The 18,152-nt window shown below is 74.5% G+C and carries 12 protein-coding genes; 9 read left to right on the forward strand and 3 right to left on the reverse strand.

Annotated features, from left to right (window positions below):
- Positions 1–85 precede the first annotated feature (85 nt).
- Complete coding sequence (locus tag ACIA8O_RS34005) at positions 86–490, reverse strand: AAA family ATPase (RefSeq protein WP_396297879.1); 405 nt, start codon at positions 488–490, stop codon at positions 86–88.
- Between the two features lie 410 nt (positions 491–900).
- Between ACIA8O_RS34005 and ACIA8O_RS34010 the strand changes: the two genes are divergently transcribed.
- Positions 901–1,761, forward strand: a complete 861-nt coding sequence (locus ACIA8O_RS34010; RefSeq protein ID WP_396297880.1) for a hypothetical protein — start codon at positions 901–903, stop codon at positions 1,759–1,761.
- Positions 1,762–1,829: 68 nt separating this feature from the next.
- Here the strand turns inward: ACIA8O_RS34010 and ACIA8O_RS34015 are convergent, their stop codons facing one another.
- Together ACIA8O_RS34015 and ACIA8O_RS34020 are read right to left on the reverse strand one after the other, a co-directional pair.
- Positions 1,830–2,690 carry an ABC transporter permease gene (locus tag ACIA8O_RS34015; RefSeq protein ID WP_396297881.1) on the reverse strand — a complete coding sequence of 287 codons (861 nt, stop codon included), beginning with the start codon at positions 2,688–2,690 and terminating at the stop codon, positions 1,830–1,832.
- On the reverse strand, positions 2,687–3,628 hold the full coding sequence (locus ACIA8O_RS34020; RefSeq protein ID WP_396297882.1) for an ABC transporter ATP-binding protein: 942 nt from the start codon (positions 3,626–3,628) through the stop codon (positions 2,687–2,689). Before ACIA8O_RS34020 ends, ACIA8O_RS34015 begins: the two co-directional genes overlap by 4 nt.
- 265 nt (positions 3,629–3,893) lie before the next feature.
- Here ACIA8O_RS34020 and ACIA8O_RS34025 point away from each other — a divergent pair, with 265 nt between their 5' ends.
- From ACIA8O_RS34025 to ACIA8O_RS34060, 8 genes are all read left to right on the forward strand, one after another.
- Positions 3,894–4,058, forward strand: coding sequence for a hypothetical protein (locus ACIA8O_RS34025; protein ID WP_396297883.1), 165 nt, complete (start codon positions 3,894–3,896; stop codon positions 4,056–4,058).
- A gap of 125 nt (positions 4,059–4,183) precedes the next feature.
- A complete protein-coding gene (locus tag ACIA8O_RS34030; protein WP_396297884.1) occupies positions 4,184–5,452 on the forward strand; it encodes a cytochrome P450 in 1,269 nt (422 codons plus the stop codon).
- On the forward strand, positions 5,449–6,300 hold the full coding sequence (locus ACIA8O_RS34035) for a hypothetical protein (protein WP_396297885.1): 852 nt from the start codon (positions 5,449–5,451) through the stop codon (positions 6,298–6,300). Before ACIA8O_RS34030 ends, ACIA8O_RS34035 begins: the two co-directional genes overlap by 4 nt.
- Entirely contained in the window at positions 6,297–8,756 is a 2,460-nt protein-coding gene (locus tag ACIA8O_RS34040; protein WP_396297886.1) for an ATP-binding cassette domain-containing protein, read from the forward strand. Before ACIA8O_RS34035 ends, ACIA8O_RS34040 begins: the two co-directional genes overlap by 4 nt.
- A complete protein-coding gene (locus tag ACIA8O_RS34045; RefSeq protein WP_396297887.1) occupies positions 8,753–10,915 on the forward strand; it encodes an ATP-binding cassette domain-containing protein in 2,163 nt (720 codons plus the stop codon). The genes ACIA8O_RS34040 and ACIA8O_RS34045 overlap by 4 nt, the downstream gene beginning before the upstream one ends.
- Before the next feature lies 1 nt (position 10,916).
- Positions 10,917–14,252: a DUF4135 domain-containing protein gene (locus tag ACIA8O_RS34050; RefSeq protein WP_396297888.1), complete on the forward strand. Its 3,336-nt coding sequence runs from the start codon at positions 10,917–10,919 to the stop codon at positions 14,250–14,252.
- Positions 14,253–14,286: 34 nt separating this feature from the next.
- Complete coding sequence (locus tag ACIA8O_RS34055) at positions 14,287–16,572, forward strand: TOMM precursor leader peptide-binding protein (protein ID WP_396297889.1); 2,286 nt, start codon at positions 14,287–14,289, stop codon at positions 16,570–16,572.
- A 71-nt stretch (positions 16,573–16,643) separates the two neighbouring features.
- Complete coding sequence (locus tag ACIA8O_RS34060; protein WP_396297890.1) at positions 16,644–18,134, forward strand: SagB family peptide dehydrogenase; 1,491 nt, start codon at positions 16,644–16,646, stop codon at positions 18,132–18,134.
- Positions 18,135–18,152: the final 18 nt, after the last annotated feature.

Consider the following 18,152-nt stretch of genomic DNA (forward strand, 5'->3'; position numbering starts at 1 on the left):
GGCTGGACAGCGTCCACGGCCTCGGCCGAGACGGTCACGTCTGTCATCAGGTGCTTCTCCTTGATCGGGAGTTACACCGTTCTTTTTACAGACCCCGGCTCTCAGCGCTTCGCCCTCCTGGCAGCGAAAGAGCGCGCCAGGTCGTCGCCCAGGCGGCGCGCTCCTCCGCGGAGGCGCTGCCCGCCCAGGCGGGGAACAGGTGCAGGGCGAGCTCCCCGAGCGAGCGCTCGATGTGGGCGGACGACGCGGCGGTGATCCACCACACCACGGTGTGGTCGCGAAGGTGGCGGTGGGCGTGGGCGAGTGCCAGGGTGCTCTTTCCCACGCCACCCAGACCGTGGATGACGGTGGCGCCCGAAGCCCGCTGCTCCGGGCCTTCCCCGGAGGTGCCGTGCAGGTGGTCCAACGCGTCCGCGCGCCCGAGGAACAGCGGGAGCGGCGGCAGGTTGGTGAGGCCGGGCGGGGCCTGGACGTCGCGGGCCGAGTTCATCAGCTCGGCCGAAAGGACGGTGACGGATCCGTGGATCGATCCGGTGAGCGCGGTCCCGATGGTGTGGGCAGCGACGGATCTGGCTCCACTCGCCTCAAACGAGTTGTGGATCACCGTATGCCCCCGCAGGTGCGGGTCCGGTCCGCCGGCCAAGTCCTGTGCGTGCTCAACTCCACCCCCTGCGCCGGGCCGAGTGGGCCCGGCTTGCAGCGTACGCGCTCCGGCCGAATGGCTGGAGTCGAATGGGCAGGACCCGACCGGACTGAGCGCCGCAGACTGCGGACTGACGGGCGGTCAGGGCGAGGTTCACCCGTGCGGGCGGCGACGGGAGTGGGCGGGGGTGGATAGCTTCGTGGGCGAAGCGTGGGTGGCGAGCAGGGCTGCCCACGATCCTGTCGAGGGAGAGGCCCGTGCGGGTTCCCGTGGTGGTGGCTGCTGCTGTGGTGGTGGCGGCTGCGCTCGTTCCGGTGCGTGCGGCGGCGGCGGAGGGGCCGCCGTTCGTGCGTGATCTGGCGGTGTCGGTGCAGGCGCCGGAGCCGTCGGCGCCGGGGGAGGTGGCGCCGTTCACGGTGGTGGTGTGCAACCAGGGGAGTGAGGCGCCGCAGGAGGATGCGGTGCTGGTGGTGAACGGGCCGCCGGGGGAGGGGATGGAGCTGACGTCGGAGAGCTTCGGGGTGGTGGACGGGGGGTGGAACTGGATCAAGTTCGAGCTGGGGAAGGGGCTCTACCCGCACGACTGCGCGCACGTGAAGCTGCGGGCCAGGACGCTGGCCGGGATGGACGGGTCGAGGACCTTCGACGGCGGTACGGCGGAGGTGGGTTGGGCGGCGGACCAGGACCAGGCGGACAACCTGGCGACCTGGAGTTCGGTGATCACCGCTCCGGTGACGGGGGCGTTCCTGGCGCTGTCGAAGCAGCCGTTGCCGACCGTGCCGGGCGGGACGGCGGAGTTCCAGGTGGAGGAGAGCAACCTCGGCCCGTCGGTGGACTACCCGTGGCGGGGCCGGGTGGTGGCCCAACTGCCGCCGGGGTCGGCCTTCGTGTCGACGGGTGACGGGAGCCAGTGCGGGATCTCGGTGGACGGGACGACCGCGGTCTGTCCGAACGACGTCGTCGGCAACACCTGGCGGTCGGCCAAGCGTGACTTCACGGTGAAGGTCGGGGAGGGCTGCGAGCCGGGGAGCACGGTGCGGGCGGTGGTCACCTACGAGGCGCCGGCCAACCCGCCGCCGCACCGGTTCGTGCTGAACGTGGACATTCCGGTGAAGTAGGGGGGGCGCTGAAGGCGGGCCCGGTCGAGGCGGGCTCGCCCAGCAGCGGCAGCGGGGTTGACGGCGGGTCAGCCGTGGCGGGGTTCCCAGCGGAAGAGGCGGCGGGCGAGGACGGTGGCGCCGGCGGTCCAGGCGGCGGCGATCAGCAGGGACGTGGCGGCGTGCTGCCAGCCGTGCACCAGGTCGAGTTCGGGGAGGGCGGCGCCGGTCCAGGACTCGTGGCCGAAGCCGCGGCCGAACCAGGCGGTGCGCAGGGTCTCGACCACGGGGGCCAGCGGGAGGTTGTGGGCGGGGTCCTGGAGCCAGCTGGGCATGGAGCTGAGCGGGGCGACCACGCCGCTGGCGAACATGCAGATCAGCAGGACGGGGGTGGCGACCATCGGGGCGGACTCGGCGCTGGGGGTGAGGCCGGAGAGGGCCACCGCCAGGATCGCGAAGAGCAGGAACCCGAGGGTCAGGGTGAGCAGGAAGAGCAGCGGGTCGGCCGGCAGCGGGGCGCCGAACCAGAGGACCGCGGTGCCGCCGAGCACCAGGACCTGGAGCAGGACCACGGCGGCGGCCGCGCCGAACTGCCCGGCGAAGATGGCGGTCGGCGGGACCTCGGTGCCGCGCAGGCGCTTGAGCACCAGGTCGTCGCGGCGGGCCACGATGCCGTTCAGCAGGTTGATGAAGGTGGTGACCAGGGCGAAGCCGATGAAGCCGATGGTGCTGTAGGCGGCCGCGTTCACCCCGCCGATCTCGCGCTCGCGGAGCGGGGCGGCGATCACCAGGTTGAGCAGCACCGGCAGCAGGAAGCCGATGAAGGTGGAGCGCCGGTTGCGCCAGAACACCCGCCAGGAGAGCAGGAACTGGCCGCGGGCGTAGGCGGGCCAGGTGAGCTCGCGGACGGCGGGGGCGGAGCGGGTCAGGGGAGTGGTCAGGGCGCTCATCGGGTCTCCGCCTTGTCGTGGGCCAGCTGCAGGAAGACGTCCTCCAGGGAGGCGTTGCGCGCCTCGATGCCGTCGAGTTCGATGCCGAGGTCGGCGGCCCAGGCGTGCAGGGCGGCCAGGGCGGGGGCGGTCCTGGCGACGGTGTAGAGCACGGCGCCCTCGTCGAGGGTCGGCGATTCGCCCAGGACGGTGGGGAGTTGGGAGGGCAGCAGGCCGGCCGGGAGCGGGAAGGTGACCCGGGTGCCCTGGCCGGAGAGCACCTCGTCGACGGTGCCGACGGAGGCGATGCGGCCGCGGTCCATGATGGCCACCCGGTCGGCCAACTGCTGGGCCTCCTCCAGGTAGTGGGTGGTGAGCAGGACGGTGGTGCCGGCCGCGCGGAGCTCCTTGACCAGGCGCCAGGTGGTGCGGCGGGCCTCCGGGTCCATGCCGGTGGTGGGCTCGTCCAGGAAGAGCAGCTCCGGGGTGTTCAGTACGGCGAGTGCGAGGTCGAGCCTGCGCCGTTCGCCGCCGGAGAGTTGGGAGACCCGGATGCCGGCCCGTTCGGTGAGGGCGACCCGGCCGAGCACCTCGGCGGTGGGCCGGGCGCCGGAGATGAAGGTGCGCCAGGAGTCCACGGTCTCCTTGACGGTCAACTCCTTGAAGAAGCCGCCCTCCTGCAGCATCACGCCGGTGCGCCTGCGCACCTGCGCGCCCTGCGCGTAGGGGTCGAGGCCGAGGACCCGGACGGTGCCGGCGTTGGGAGCGCGGTACCCCTCCAGGACCTCCATGGTGGTGGTCTTGCCGGCGCCGTTGGTCCCCAGCAGGGCGAACAGCTCGCCCCGCGCGACGGTGAAGGAGACGCCCCGTACGGCCTCGTAGTCCCCGTAGCTGCTGCGCAGGCCGTGTACTTCCACGGCCGCCTCCCCGGTAATTCCCGGGCCTGTGGTGAGTGTCATGGGTCATAGGGTGAACCGGGTCGCCCCTATAAGGCAAGTGCACGACATAACCGCAGGTCAGAGGGTATGCAAAATGTCATGGGTACAGGTGTGGCATTTTCGACCGGTGGGTTTCTTACATCCCCTACTGATGGTCGGGCGGCGGCCGGGTGCATAGTTTCCTCATCGCCGAGAACGAGCCGGAGAAAAAGACCGGAAAGCGAATCGGCGGAAAGGGTGACCGGCCCCGACGGGGCAGGCCCCGCGACCCGAGAAGGAGCTTCACATGGCTGAGAACACCACCCCCGCGAACGACCAGTTCGACATCGAGATCGAGGAGCTGGACAGCGTCAACGCCGGCGTCTCCGTCTCCTCCCTGGCCTGCGCGGCCTGCCCGGTCTCGAGCTTCAGCTCGATCTCCAACGCCGCCGCCGAGGTTGCGGGCGAGTAATTCGGGACCTGTGCCGCGGTGAGTCCGCCCTCGGGCGGAGTCACCGCGGCACCCTCGTCTCTCCCCACCACCCCATCCGCAGACACGAATTGACCGACGAACAGCAGTGAAGGAGACGCCGGGTCATGGAGAACCTCCGGCAAGAGCTGACGCGGTTCATCCAGGACCCCGCCGCTCAGCAGGACCCGTCCGCGCTCTACCGTCGACTGCTGGCCGAGGCGCCGGTGCTGGACCTCGGACGGGTGCACGTGGTCTCGGGGTACCAGGAGATCGTCAGCGTACTGATGCACCCCGGAACGGCGGTCGACCCGACCACCGTCGGTCTGCCGAGCGCCGGTTCGACCGCGCTGGCGCGGATCGTGAACCGGATGCTCCCGATGCGCGACGGCGCCGACCACACCCGGTTGAAGCGCCTCGCCACCACCGCCTTCTCCGCCCGCCGTCTGGAGCAGATGCGCGAGCGGATCGAGAGCACGGCCGCCCGGATGCTCGAACCCCTGCTCGCGGCAGGTGAGTTCGACGTGGTCGCGGACCTCGCCGTCCCGCTGCCGGTGGCCGTCTCCTGCGCCATCCTGGACATCCCCGACTCCGAGCAGGAGCGGGTGGTCGGCTGGGCCGGCCTGGTCGCCCGCTCGCTGCTGGACGACTTCGGCGGCAAGGACGTCCAGGCGGACGCCGCGAGGATCGCCGAACTGGACGCGGAGTTCGAGGAGTTCCGCACCTACGTCGAGGAGCTGTGCGCCGCGCGGGCCGCCGCTCCCGGCGACGACCTGATCAGCCGTCTCACCGTCGCCCGCGCCGAGGGCAAGCTCGACGACGAGGACCTGCTCGCCTTCGTGGTGATGCTGCTCGCCAACGGGCTGGAGACGCTCACCTCCGGACTGGCCCTGGCCGTCTGGCAGGTGCTGAAGTCCCCCGAACTCGCCGAACTGATCCGGAACCGGCCCGAGCGGGCCGAAGCGGTGTTCGACGAGGCCCAGCGGCTCGGCAGCCCCGTGCGCGCCAGCGCGCGCGCCCTCACCCACGACGTCACCCTCGGCGACACGGTGATCCCGGCCGGCCGGGTCGCCCTGCTGCTCTACGCGGCCGCCAACCGGGACCCGCGCCGCTTCGCCGCCCCGGACGCCTTCGACCCGGACCGGGCCGAGACCCGCCACCTGGCCTTCGGCCACGGTCCGCACCACTGCCTGGGCGCGCCGCTCTCCCTGATGGCCGGTGCCGCCGTGCTGCGCGGCCTGGCCGAGGCGGGGCGCACCCGGGAGCTGAGCACCCCGCTGACGGAGGAGACCGTGCGCTGGAGCACCCAGTTCGTCTTCGGCGGCATGCGTGAACTGCCGCTGGTCTGCTCGCCGGTGGCGCGCACGGCCGAGCTGACGGGGGCGGTGCGGTCATGAGCCTCACCACCACGGCGACCGCGGCCGAACGCACGGCGGAGAGCGGGAAGAACGAGAAGGGCGGGAAGGACGCAGGGGCCGTCACCGAGGAGAGCACCGCCGTCGCGGCCGCCCGGGCGGCCGCCGTCCTGGAACCCGGGCTGGACCGCCCGGTGGGACTGGTCGGTGCCCGGCTCCGGGCCGCCGCCGCGGCGCTGCTGCTGGTGGTCGGTGCCGGCGGTGGCTGGCTGGCCTTCGGCACCCTGCCGCACACCCTCGCGCTCCCCGCCCTGCTGGCGCACGGCGCGGCCCCGGAGACCGTCCGGGCCGAGCAGGCCGGTGCGCTGCTCGCCTACCAGGTGGGCCCCGGCGCCACCGTGACGCAGGGGCAGACGCTGGCGCTGCTGCGGACCGCGGCGGGTGAGGAGCTCGCCGTTCGGGCCCCGCAGGCCGGTACCGTCACCGCGCTGCTCTCCGCCCCCGGCTCCACGCTCGCCCCCGGGGCGGCCGTCGCCGCCCTGGACGCGGCGCAACTGCCGGACACCGTACGACTTTTCGCCACCTCGCTGCGGGACGCCGGGGAGCTCGTGCCCGGCCGGACGGTGCTGGTGCCGGTGCCCGGAGGGGGCACCGTGCAGGCCGTCATCACCGAGGTGGACCCGCTGCCGGTCCGTGCCGAGACGCTGGACGGGGCCTTCCCCGTCCCGCTGCCCGGGGTGCCGGCCGGCGCGGCCCCGGTCTGGACGGCCCGCGCCCAACTTCCGCCCGACACCACCCGGCTGCGCGGCCCGGTGCCGCTGACGGTCTCGGTCGACCTGGGTGCCCGGCACCCGTACGAGGCCGTGTTCGGGACGGGGGCCGGCCGGTGAGCCTCGACGTCCGGGAGACCGCGGCGCAGAACCCGGTCCCGACCCCGGCATCGGCCACGGCCGCGGAGAGCCCCCGGGGGACCGGGCCCGAGCCCGCCCGGGCGAAGCCCCGGGCGAGGAAGCCCCGCCGTTACCTGCGCACCCCCGTGGTGCCGCAGATGGAGGAGCAGGACTGCGGCGCGGCCTGCCTGGCCGTGGTGCTGGGCGCGCTCGGCCGCCGGGTGACGCTCCAGGAGGCCTCCCGCTCCTGCGGGGTGAGCCGGGACGGCGTCAGCGCGGCCGCGGTCGCCCGGGCGGCCGGCCGGTACGGCGTGCTCGCCAAGGGGCGCCGGATCGTCCGCACCGAAGAGAAGCTCCAGGGCCTGGAGGCCCTCCAGGTGCCGTCCATGGTCCTGGTCACCGGCCCGCACTTCGCGATCTACGAGGGCGTCAAGCGCGGCCGGGTGTACGTCAACGACCCGTCGATGGGCTCCTACTCGGCCACCCCGGCCGAGTTCTGGGACTCCTTCTCGGGGATCGCGGTCGGCTTCGAACCCGGCCCGGACTTCGAGCCGGGCGGTCAGCGCTTCCCGCTGCTGCGGGCCCTGGGCGGCCGGATGCGGGCCTTCGCGGCCCCGTTGGTGCTGGCGGTGCTGCTCTCCGTCGCGCTGGCGGTGCCCGGGGTGGTCGCGGCCTTCCTGCTGCGGGCCTACCTGCGCTCGGTGGTGCTGGGGGGCACGGAGTCCTGGGCGGTGCCGCTGGCGCTGGCCTCGGCCGCCGTGGCCGGCACCGTGGTGCTCGGCACCTGGCTCCAGCAGACGCTGGTCAACCGGGTGTTGGAGGCGATGGCGGCCCGGGCCTCGTCCGGCTTCCTGTGGCGGCTGATCCGGCTGCCCGGTTCCTTCTTCCACCGGCGCCAGCTGGGCGGCCTGGTGACCCGGGTCCAGATGAACGACGGCCTGGCGATGCTGCTCTCGCACCGGGTGGCCTCGGCCTCGGCCCACCTGGCCGCCGCCGCCGTCCACCTGGGGGCGCTGGCCTGGCTGGAGCCGCGGCTGGCGGTGGTGCCAGTGGTGGTCGCGGGGCTGGACCTGCTGGCCCTGCGGGTCGCCGACCGGCGGCGCGGCGGGCTGGTGCACCGGCTGCACGCCGAGCAGCACAAGCGCGACGGGGTGGCCTTCGCCGGGGTGTCGGCGATCGAGACGCTCAAGGCCGAGGGCGCGGAGGACTCCTTCTTCCGCTCCTGGGCGGGCTGGCAGGCCCGGGCCATGGAGACCGGACAGCGGGTCACCTCGGCGGTGATCGTGCCGCTCTCGCTGCCCGGCGCGCTGAACGCGGCGGCCACCGCCACCGTGGTGGTGGCCGGCACCTCGATGCTGATCGGCGGCTCGCTCTCGATCGGCACCCTGCTGGCCTTCCTGCTGCTGCTCAACGGATTCCTCGGCCCGGTCGGCCAGTTGGTCGGCACGGCCTCGGAGCTCACCATGGCCCGGGCGCAGAACGCGCTGCTGGAGGACGTGGAGAGCAGCGAGCCCGACCCGTACCTGACCCCGGTGCTGGACGCCCCCGCCGAGCCGGGCCCCCGCCTCACCGGCGAACTGGAGCTGCGCGACGTCGAGTTCGGCTACGACCCGAACCGGCCGCCGACCCTGGCGGGCATCTCGCTGCACATCCGCCCGGGGGAGTGGGTCGCGGTGGTCGGCGGCAGCGGCAGCGGCAAGTCCACGATGGCCCGGCTGGCGGCCGGGGTGCTGCGCCCCTGGTCCGGCCAGGTGCTGCTGGACGGCCGGCCCCGGGACGACTGGCACCGCTCCGTGGTGACAAGTCAGGTCGCCTACGTGGAGCAGCAGTTGAGGCTCTTCGAGGGGACCGTCCGGGAGAACCTGACGCTCTGGAACCCGGCCGCCGACGAGGACGCCCTGCGCCGCGCGCTGGCGGACGCCGAGGTCGCCGACCTGGTGGCCAGGCGCGGCGGCTTGGACGCCGGACGGATCGACGAGGACGCCCGCAACCTCTCCGGCGGCGAGCGCCAGCGGCTCGAACTGGCCCGCGCGCTCGCCCTCGAACCGGCCCTGCTGGTGCTGGACGAGGCCACCTCCGCGCTGGACGCGCACACCGAGGCGGCCGTCAACGAGCACCTGCGGCGGCGCGGCACCACCTGCCTGGTGCTGGCCCACCGGCTGAGCACCATCCAGGCCGCCGACCGGGTGGTCGTGCTGGCCGGCGGACGGATCGTCCAGCAGGGCACCCCCGCCGAACTCGCGGCCGTCCCCGGCCCCTACCGGACCCTGCTCACCGAGAAGGCCCGGCGTACCGGGGCCCATGAGCAGTCCGAAGCCACCGCGCTCACCGAGAAGGCCCGGCACACCGGGACCCATGAGCGACCCGAAGGCACCACGCCCACCGAGAAGGCCCGGCAGACCGGGACCCATGGGCGACCCACCGGATCCGAGATCCCGAAGGAGGAGAAGTCATGACCGCCACGGCCACCGCCGAAGCCAACCGGGCCGCGCTCGCCGCCACCGTCGGTGTGCTGCACCCCGGCCGTGGCGGACGACAGACCCGTCCGCAGAACCTCATCCACCCGGCCGAGCAGGCGCACGCCGTGCTCGTCGCGCTCGGGGCGCTCCCCGCAGACGCCGAACTCCCTTCCACCGTCCGCACCTCCCGCGACCCGCTGACCGCGCTGCTGCGGTCGGCCGGGCTGCGGTACCGGCCGGTGACCCTGCCGGCCGGTGCGGACGGCCACGGCGACCCGGCCGGTACGGCCGGGCCGATGGTCGGCTTCGCGGCCGAGGACGGCCGTCCGGTCGCCCTGGTGCCGCGGCCGGCCGGCGGTCACCGCCACCACGACCCGGCCGGGGCGCCCGCCCCGGTCGCGCTGCAGGAACGAGCGCTGCTGCTCTACCTGCCGCTTCCCGCAGGCGAGTTGGGACCGGCGGACCTGGCCCGGTTCGTCCTGCGGGTGCCCGGTGCGCGCCGTGACCTGGGACGGCTGACCGCAGCCGGCCTGGGGGCGGCGCTGCTGGGGCTGATCGTGCCGCTGAGCGCCGGTGTGCTGATGCCGGAGCTCATGGCGGCCGACCGGCATCCCGTCCGCTGGCTGGCCCTGCTGCTGGGGTCGGCCGTCCTGGCGGCCTGGCTGCTGGTGATCGTCCGGAACACCGCCGCCGTGCGGTTGACCGGGCGGGTGCAGAGCGCGTTGGAACCGGCCGTCTGGGACCGTCTGCTCGGTCACGACGCCCGGTTCTTCCGCGACTTCAGCACCGGAGACCTGGTCCACCGCGCCAATGCGGTGGCCCAGGCCCGGGCGGCGCTGTCCGAGGTCCTGGTCAGTGCCGTCCTGGGGGCGGTGTTCGCCACGTCGGGGCTCACGGTCCTGATGCTGGTGGACGCCTGGCTCGGCGGGCTGCTGCTGCTCGCCGTGCTGGCGGTGACCGGGCTGCTGCTGGTGCTCGGTCGCCGCCGCCAACGCCACGAGAGCGCCGTCTTCGAACTGCACGGCAAGCTGAACGGCGTCCTGTACGGGCTGCTGCTCGGCATCGACAAGATCCAGACGGCCGGCCGGGAGATCCAGGCCTTCGCCCGCTGGGCGGTGCCGTTCGCCGCCCAGAAGCGGGCCGACGCGGCCGCGCAACGGGCCGACGCGGCGGCCGCCGCACTCACCGCGGGGCTCCAACCGCTGCTGCTGGCGGTCCTGTTGGCGGGTGCGGTGCTCGACGGGAACACCCTGCCGGGCCACCTGATGGCCGCCGGCGTGGCGGCCGGCCAGGTCGCCGCGGCGCTCGGCCAGGTCACCCACGCGGCGGCCAGTGCGTACGGGATCGCCCCGGTGCTGGACCGGATCCGGCCGATCCTGGCCGAGGTCCAGGCCTCGGACGGGAAGCGGGAGTTGACCGACCCCGGCGAGCTGCGTGGGGCAGTCTCGCTGGACCGGGTCACCTTCCGCTACCCGGGCACGGCCGCGCCGGTGCTGCACGAGGTCTCGCTGCACGCCGGGCCCGGCGAGATGGTCGCGGTGGTCGGCCCGTCCGGGGCCGGCAAGTCCACTCTGGTGCGGCTGCTGCTCGGCTTCGAGACGCCCGAGTCCGGCACCGTCCGCTACGACGGGCAGGACCTGGCCGGGCTGGACGCCCGGCTGGTCCGCCGACAGCTCGGCGCGGTGCTCCAGCACGGCCGGATGCTGCGCGGCTCGCTGCTGGAGAACCTGGCCGGCAGCGACCCGGACGTGACCGAGGACCGGATCTGGGAGGCCGCCGAACTGGCCGGGATCGCGGAGGAGTTGAGGGCCCTTCCGCTCGGCCTCGGCACCCGGGTGGGGGAGGACGCCGCAGGCTTCTCCGGGGGCCAGGTGCAGCGCCTGCTGCTGGCGCGCGCCCTGGTCCGGCGGCCCGCCGTCCTGCTGCTGGACGAGGCCACCTCCGCGCTGGACAACGCGACCCAGCTGCGGGTCGCCGAGGCCGTCGCGGGCCTGGACCGCACCCGGCTGGTGATCGCCCACCGGCTCAGCACCATCCGCACCGCCGACCGGATCCACGTCCTCTCCGGGGGCCGGGTCACGGCCTCCGGCACCTACGACGAACTACTAGGCCACGACCCGCTGTTCACCCGACTCGCCCGACTCCAGGAGATGTGAGATGCCGCTCGACCTGCAGACCTGGCTCCCCGTCGACGGTGCCTCCGCCCCGACCACCGACGCCGCCGCCCCCACCGATACCCACGAGGACACGCAGGGGGGCGGCCTGCTCCCCGGCCCCGCCCGCGGCGACGAACGGCTGCGCGCCGTGGTGGCCGCCGCCGCCTCCTTCCCCGAGCGGGCCGAGGCCCGTGCCGACGGCTCCACGCTCTTCGCCCCCGACCCGGACGAGGACCGTAGGGGCCGCACCGCCGCGGTGGACACCTGGCTGCGCCGGGCGGCCGGCGAGCGCGGCGGCGCCGGGGCACTGCTGGAGCACCTGGCCGAGACCGGCCGCCCGCTCGGCGACGGCTTGCGCCCGGTGGTGCTGGCCGACCCGGACCGGCTGCCCGACTGGGCGCTGGCGCTGGCCGTCTTCCTGCGCACCCTGCCGGTCTCCCCGGCCCCCGAGACCTCCGCCCCCGGCGCGCTGACCGCCGCCTTCGCCGCGGCCGCCGACGCCCTGCTGCCGCACGTGGGCGGCGCCGTGCTGGGCGTCCCGGTCACCGAGGCGGCCCGGGCCGACCTGGCCGGCACCCTGACGGCCCGTCTGGTCGAGGCCTGCAAGCTGGCCTTCTGCCACGAGCAGCAGACCGCCACCGGCCGCCCGCGGGCCACCGACTGGGACGAGGTCGGCGGCCTGGACACCTCCCAGGAGGGCTGGCTGGCCCGGCTGGAGCGGCTGCCCGGACTGGCCTTCCTGGTCGGCACCGTCTGCCGCCAGTGGCAGCACGTCCAGACCGAGATGTTCGCCCGGCTCGCCGCCGACCGCGCGCTGCTGGTCGAGCGGATGTGGGACGGCGAGGACCCCGGCGCGCTGGCCAAGGTGCGCGGCGAGGCCGGCGACCGGCACGCCGGCGGCCGCTCGGTCGCGCTGCTGCACTTCGAGACCGGCGCGGCCGTGGTCTACAAGCCCAAGGACATGCGGCACGTCGAGGCCTACCTGGAGCTCTCCCGCCGGCTGAACCGCGAGCTCTCGCTCGATCTGCCGCTGCGCACCGTGCTGATCCGCAGCGACCGGGGCGACGACGGCCACGCCGCATCGCTGACCGCCGACTGCGAGAGCGACTACGGCTGGGAGCAGCTCGTCCCGCACCGCCCGGTGGCGGACGAGGGCGGCTTCGGCCGGTTCTACCGGCGCCTCGGCATGACGATCCGTCTGGTCCAGCTACTGGAGGGCCGCGACCTGTGGGCCGACAACCTGCAGGCCGACGGCGAGTACCCGACGATGATCGACCTGGAGTGCCTGCTCTACCCGCGGGTGCAGACCCCGCCGAGCATCTCCACCGACCAGCACGGCCTGCTGGACGCACTGGAGTCCACCGTGGTGCGCACCGCCATGGCCTTCCAGCCGTGGACCCCGGCCAAGCACTCCGCCACCCTGGACATCGGCTGCCTGTCCCGGATCGGCAGCCTGGAGGTCACCCCCGGGGTGGCCGCGCTGCCGCTGCCGCCGTACCGCCCGGTCCGGGTGGACGAGGACGGCGCCACCGTCACCGCCGACCCGTGGCAGTACACCGAGGAGGTGACCGCGGGCTACCGCGAGATGCACCGGGCGCTGTACGCGCTGCGCGGTGAACTCGCGGACGCGGAGGGTCCGTTGGCCGGATTCCGGGGCATCTGGGTGCGCTACATCTGGCGGCACACCTGGGACGGCTACAAGATCATCCGGGCCTCCACCAGCCCGCTCGCCCTGGACAGCGGCGCGACCCGCGAGACGGTGATCGCCGGTGCCCTCCAGGGCGCCATCACCGCGCTGGCCGGCGACCCGGGCCGCGGTGACCTGCTGGAGGTGGTGCTCGCCGAGCTGGACTCCTTCCGTCAGCTGGACATCCCGTTCTTCCGCTCGCTGACCTCCTCCTCGTCCGCCTTCACCGCCGACGGCCGGGAGATCCCGGGCCACTTCCGCTCCACCGGCTGGCAGCGCCTCCAGGACCGGGTCGCCGAGCTGGACGACTTCGACCTGGAGGCCCACCTCGCGGTGCTCACCGGCTGCGTGGACTCGGCCCGCTCGGGCACCCTGCTGCCCGTCCCGGTGGTGCCCCGCTCGGTGCGGGCTCGCATCCCCGGCAACGCCGAACTGCTGGACCGCGCCGTGGAGATCGGCGACCAGCTGCTGGCCGACCAGGTCCGCGCGGACCGGCAGGGCGCCGGCTGGCTCGGCCAGAGCTGGTACCCCGGCAGCGGCCTGCGCCAGGTCGAGGTGCTCGGCCCGGACCTGGTCAGCGGCACCGCCGGTCTCGGCGTCCTGTTCGCCGAGCTCTGGGCCGCCACCGGCGAGCCGCGGTTCCACCGCGCCGCGTACACCACGATGGCCACCGCCGCCCGGCTGATCGACCCCGAGGCCCCGCGGGCCTTCGCCTTCGCCTCCGACAACCGGCTGGCCGGCGGCGCGCCCGTCCCCGGCGGCTTCTCCGGCCCCGGCGCGCTGATCCACGCGCTGGCCCGGGTCGGCACCCTGCTCGGCGAGCCCGAACTGGTCGCCTCCGCCCAGGCGTTGGTGCCCGGAGCGGTCGGCGTGGCCACCCCGGTCGCGGCCCGCCCGGGCCGCCCCGTCCGGCTGCCCAACCCGGACGCGCCGCTCGGCAGCGCCGGGCTGCTGCTCAACCTGCTCCGGCTGCGCCGGGTCACCGGCCCCGGCCACGCGCCCACCGACGACGGCATCCGCACGCTGGCCGCCGCGGCCCTGGAGCAGCTCGGCGCCGAACCGGCCGAGGGCGAAGGGGACCTCGACAACGGCTTCCTGGACCTGGTGCCCTCCGGCCCCGACTCGGTCGCCGCCGCGCTGGCCCGCACGGTGGCCGAGGCGCCCGGCCTGCTGGCCAACGCCGAGGCGGTCCGCGAGCGGCTGCGCGGCCACCGCTTCGCCACCGCCACCCGGGCCGGCCGGCTGGCCTGCCTGGACGCCGCCGTGGCACTCGGCTCCGGCATCGTCGACCCGGCCGAACTCTCCGCCCTCACCCCGCCGGTGAGCGCCCGCCAGATCGCCGGACGCTCCACCCGCGACCTGGTCGCCACCGCCGGCGAGGCGCTCAGCGCCGCCGAGGCCGGGCTGTTGCACACCGTCCCGGACCCGCTGGACTCGCTGCTGCCGGGCCCGTTCTACGACGGCCGGGAGGCCGCCGCCCTGCTGGTCGGCGAGCTGATCGCCCGTCGTGAGGCCACCGGCAGCTGGTACCCGGACCGGGCCTCCTCGGACCGGATCAACGTCAGCGCGCTGGACGGCTCGGCCGCCGTGGCCCTGCTGCTGCTCCGGCTGCTCGACCCGGCCACCGCCCCGCTCGCCACCCTCCGCTGACCAGCCGACCGCGTACGAGATCCGAGGGACCGTCATGTCCGACATTGCGTCCGACACCGTCGCGGCCGACGCCGCGATCGGCTTCAAGCACCACTACACCCCGTACGTCGTGGACGGCGAGGCCGTCTACCTGGTCTCCGAGCGCGGCGTCTCGGTGGTGGACGGCGGCCTGGCCCAGGCCCTCGCCCCCCTGCTGGACGGCACCCGCACCGCGGGGCAGATCGGCGAGGCGCTGCGCGGCACCGTCCCCGCCGACAAGGTCCGCACCGCCGTGGAGCGGCTGCGCGAGCGCGGCTACCTGGCCGACACCGGGCGGGTCCAGGACCCGGCCGGGGCCGCCTACTTCGAGATGGCCGGCCTGGACGGCGCGGCCGCCGACGCCGCGCTGCGCTCGGCCCGGGCCCGGGTCGAGGTCTACGGCGAGCTGGACCCGGAGCCCTTCCTGGCCGCCCTGGCCGAGGCCGGGGTGACGGTGGACCAGGACGCCGAGTTCACCGTCGCCCTGACCGAGGACTACCTGCACCCCGGCCTGGCCGAGCGGGACCGCGAGGCGCGGGAGACCGGCCGCCCGTGGCTGCTGGCCCGCCCGGTCGGCTCGATCCTCTGGGTCGGCCCGGTCTTCGTCCCCGGCCCGGCGGAGCAGGAGGGCACCACCGGCTGCTGGGAGTGCCTCTCGCACCGGCTCTCCGCCAACCGCCAGTCGCTCAGCTACCTCCAGCACCGCCTGGGCCAGGACACCCCGATCTCCACGGCCGGGGCCCACCTCCCCGCCACCCTCGGCACCGGCGTCCAACTGGCCGCCCTGGAGGCCGCCAAGTGGCTGGCCGGGGTCCGCCCGGCCGAGCCGGTGGTGCTCACCCTGGACACCGTGCTGCTGGAGACCGAGCGGCACCGGCTGATCCGCCGCCCGCAGTGCGCGGCCTGCGGTGACGAGGGGCTGGTCGCCAAGCGGCAGTCCGAGCCGGTCCGGTTCGAGAGCCGGCCGAAGGCCTTCACCGCCGACGGCGGCCACCGGTCCGCCTCGCCGGAGGACATGCTCGAGAAGTACCGGCCCCAACTCTCGCCGGTCAGCGGCGTGGTGACCTCGCTGGTGCCGGCCGGGCGGACGCCCACCGGGCTGCGGGTCTACATCTCCGGCCAGAACCTCTCCCGCCGCAGCGGCGACCTCAAGCAGCTGCGCACCGGCCTGCGGTCGGTGAGCTGCGGCAAGGGCCGCACCGACGTGCAGGCCCGGGCCAGCGCGCTCGGCGAGGCGATGGAGCGCTACTCCGGCGTCTTCCAGGGCGACGAGGCCCGCCGCCGGGCCAGCTACGCCGAGCTCGGCGACGCGGCGATCCACCCGGCGAGCTCGCTGCTCTACAGCGAGCGGCAGTACGCCGAGCGGGAGAGCTGGAACGACCAACCCTCGATGTTCAACACCATCCCCGAACGGTTCCGCGAGGACGACCAGTTGGAGTGGTCGCCGGCCTGGTCGCTGACCGAGCGGCGGACCCGCTGGCTGCCCACCATGTCGCTGTACTACGGCTACCGGCACCGCGACGGCTTCTTCGCGGCCGGCGACTCCAACGGCTGCGCGGCCGGCACCTCCTTCGAGGACGCCACCCTGCAGGGCTTCCTGGAGCTGGTGGAGCGGGACGCGGTGGCGCTCTGGTGGTACAACCGGGTGCAGCGCCCGGCCGTCGACCTGGACGCCTTCGGTGACCCGTACATCGGCCAACTCAAGGAGATCTACCGGGGGTTGAACCGGGAGATCTGGGCGCTCGACCTGACCTCCGACTTCGGCATCCCGGTGGTCGGGGCGTTCTCCCGGCGGACCGACAAGCCGGCCGAGGACATCCTGATCGCCTTCGGGGCCCACCTGGACCCGCACATCGCGCTCACCCGGGCGCTCACCGAGATGAACCAGTTCCTCGGCCCGGTGGCCGGGGACGAGAACGGCCACGTCAGCTACGCGGGCGCCGACCGCGAGCAGAAGCAGTGGTGGCTCACCGCCACCGTGGCCAACCAGCCCTACCTGCTGCCCGACCCGGCCGCCGAGGCGGCCGGCCCGGACCGCTGGGAGCCGCTGGCCGGCGCCGACCTGGCCGAGGACCTGGCCCTGGTCCAACGCCTGGTCGAGGAACGGGGGATGGAGTTCCTGGTGCTCGACCAGACCCGCCCGGACATCGGCCTCCCGGTGGCCAAGGTGATCGTCCCCGGCATGCGGCACTTCTGGGCGAGGTTCGCGCCCGGCCGGCTGTACGACGTGCCGGTGGCGCTGGGCTGGCTCGACGCGCCCACCCCGGAGGAGGACCTCAACCCGATCCCGATCTTCATCTGACCCACCCGCCCGGCCGCCGCCCGCACCCGTGGCGAGGCGGCGGCGGGCCCAGCCCGGAAAGAGGTTCAACCATGACCGTGACCGAACAGCTCCCACCCGACCTCGCCGCCGAGGGCGGGGCGCCGCGGACCCTGCTGCGGCTGCGCCCCGAGGTGGAGGTCACCGCCCAGGGCGACGACCTGGAGCTCAGCCACCCGTGGGGCCGGCAGCGCGTGCACGCGCTCGGCGCCGAGACCGTCCAGCGGCTCGCCGCACTCACCCGGGACCACCTCGACGTCGGTGAACTCGCCGACGGCGGAAGGCTCTACCACCTGCTGAGCCGGTTCCCCTACCTGGTCTCCACCACCCTCGCCGACCCGCTCGGCGAGCCGATGGCGACCGCCGTCCCGATCGCCCGGGCGGCCGGACTGCCCGGCCTGGTCCGGGCCCCCGCCTCGGTGGTGCTGTCCCGCTTCGCGTACCTGCGGCGGCTGCCGGAGGAGCACGCCGGGGCCTGCGTGCTGGAGTCGCCGATGGCGCCGTTCCGCCTGACGCTGCACCAGCCCGCGGCGGGCGCCTTCGTGGCGGCCGTCACCGCCAACCGCTCGGTGGCCGAGGCGGCCCTGCTGGCCGGGATCAGCCAGCCGGCCGGGCAGGCGCTGGCCGGACTGCTGGCAGGTGCCGGCTTCCTGGACGACGGCGCGACCGGCGAGCCGCCGCTCTGGGACTTCCACGACCTGCTGTTCCACGCCCGCAGCCGCCCGGGGCGGCACGACTACCCGAGCGGCGGCGTCTTCGCCCACCCCGAGGTGGAGCAGCTCCCGGCGATCCCGGGCGTCGGCGCCCGGGAGGACGGCACCGGGATCGACCTGCCGGTGCCGGACTGGGACGAGGTGCTGGCCCGCGACCCGGCGCTCAGCGAGGTGCTGGAGGGCCGCCGGTCCGTCCGCAGTTACGCCGAAACCCCGGTCACCCTGGCCCAGTTGGGCGAACTGCTGTACCGGGTGGCCCGGGTCCGCCGGATCATCCCGGGCGATCCGTCCGACCCGCACGGCTACGACATCGTGGACCGGCCCTACCCGGCCGGCGGCTCGACCGGCGAGCTGGAGGTCTACCTCTCGGTGGTGCGCTGCGACGGACTGGTGCCGGGCGTCTACCGCTACGACGCGGCGGCCCACCGGCTGCGGCCGCGGCCGTTCTCCGGCCCGGCCGACGAGGCGGCCTTCCGCGAGCTGATGACGGCGGCCTGGCGGGCCACCGGCTGCACGGTGGACCCGCAGGTGCTGCTCACCGTCACCTCGCGGTTCGGCCGGCTCTCCTGGAAGTACAGCCAGATCGCCTACGCGCTGACCCTCAAGCACGTGGGCGTGGTCTACCAGACGCTGTACCTGGTGGCGACCGCGATGGGCCTGGCCCCCTGCGGCCTCGGTTCGGGCGACACCGACGCGGCGGCCCGGGCGCTCGGCCTGGACTGGACGGCGGAGTCCTCGGTCGGCGAGTTCCTGATCGGCAGCCGCCCGGCGGACGTGCCGCGCACGGCGCACGGCTTCCACGACATCGTGGCCACCTCGCGCGACAACTGACACCCGGTCATATTTTTT

This window comes from Kitasatospora sp. NPDC051853 (assembly GCF_044452665.1).
Lineage (GTDB): Bacteria > Actinomycetota > Actinomycetes > Streptomycetales > Streptomycetaceae > Kitasatospora.

Coding starts and splice junctions, on each gene's coding strand:
- ACIA8O_RS34005 (WP_396297879.1), bottom strand. CDS start 490: ATGAACTCGGCCCGCGACGTCCAGGCCCCGCCCGGCCTCACCAACCTG.
- ACIA8O_RS34055 (WP_396297889.1), top strand. CDS start 14,287: ATGTCCGACATTGCGTCCGACACCGTCGCGGCCGACGCCGCGATCGGC.
- ACIA8O_RS34025 (WP_396297883.1), top strand. CDS start 3,894: ATGGCTGAGAACACCACCCCCGCGAACGACCAGTTCGACATCGAGATC.
- ACIA8O_RS34045 (WP_396297887.1), top strand. CDS start 8,753: ATGACCGCCACGGCCACCGCCGAAGCCAACCGGGCCGCGCTCGCCGCC.
- ACIA8O_RS34050 (WP_396297888.1), top strand. CDS start 10,917: ATGCCGCTCGACCTGCAGACCTGGCTCCCCGTCGACGGTGCCTCCGCC.
- ACIA8O_RS34015 (WP_396297881.1), bottom strand. CDS start 2,690: ATGAGCGCCCTGACCACTCCCCTGACCCGCTCCGCCCCCGCCGTCCGC.
- ACIA8O_RS34060 (WP_396297890.1), top strand. CDS start 16,644: ATGACCGTGACCGAACAGCTCCCACCCGACCTCGCCGCCGAGGGCGGG.
- ACIA8O_RS34020 (WP_396297882.1), bottom strand. CDS start 3,628: ATGACACTCACCACAGGCCCGGGAATTACCGGGGAGGCGGCCGTGGAA.
- ACIA8O_RS34030 (WP_396297884.1), top strand. CDS start 4,184: ATGGAGAACCTCCGGCAAGAGCTGACGCGGTTCATCCAGGACCCCGCC.
- ACIA8O_RS34035 (WP_396297885.1), top strand. CDS start 5,449: ATGAGCCTCACCACCACGGCGACCGCGGCCGAACGCACGGCGGAGAGC.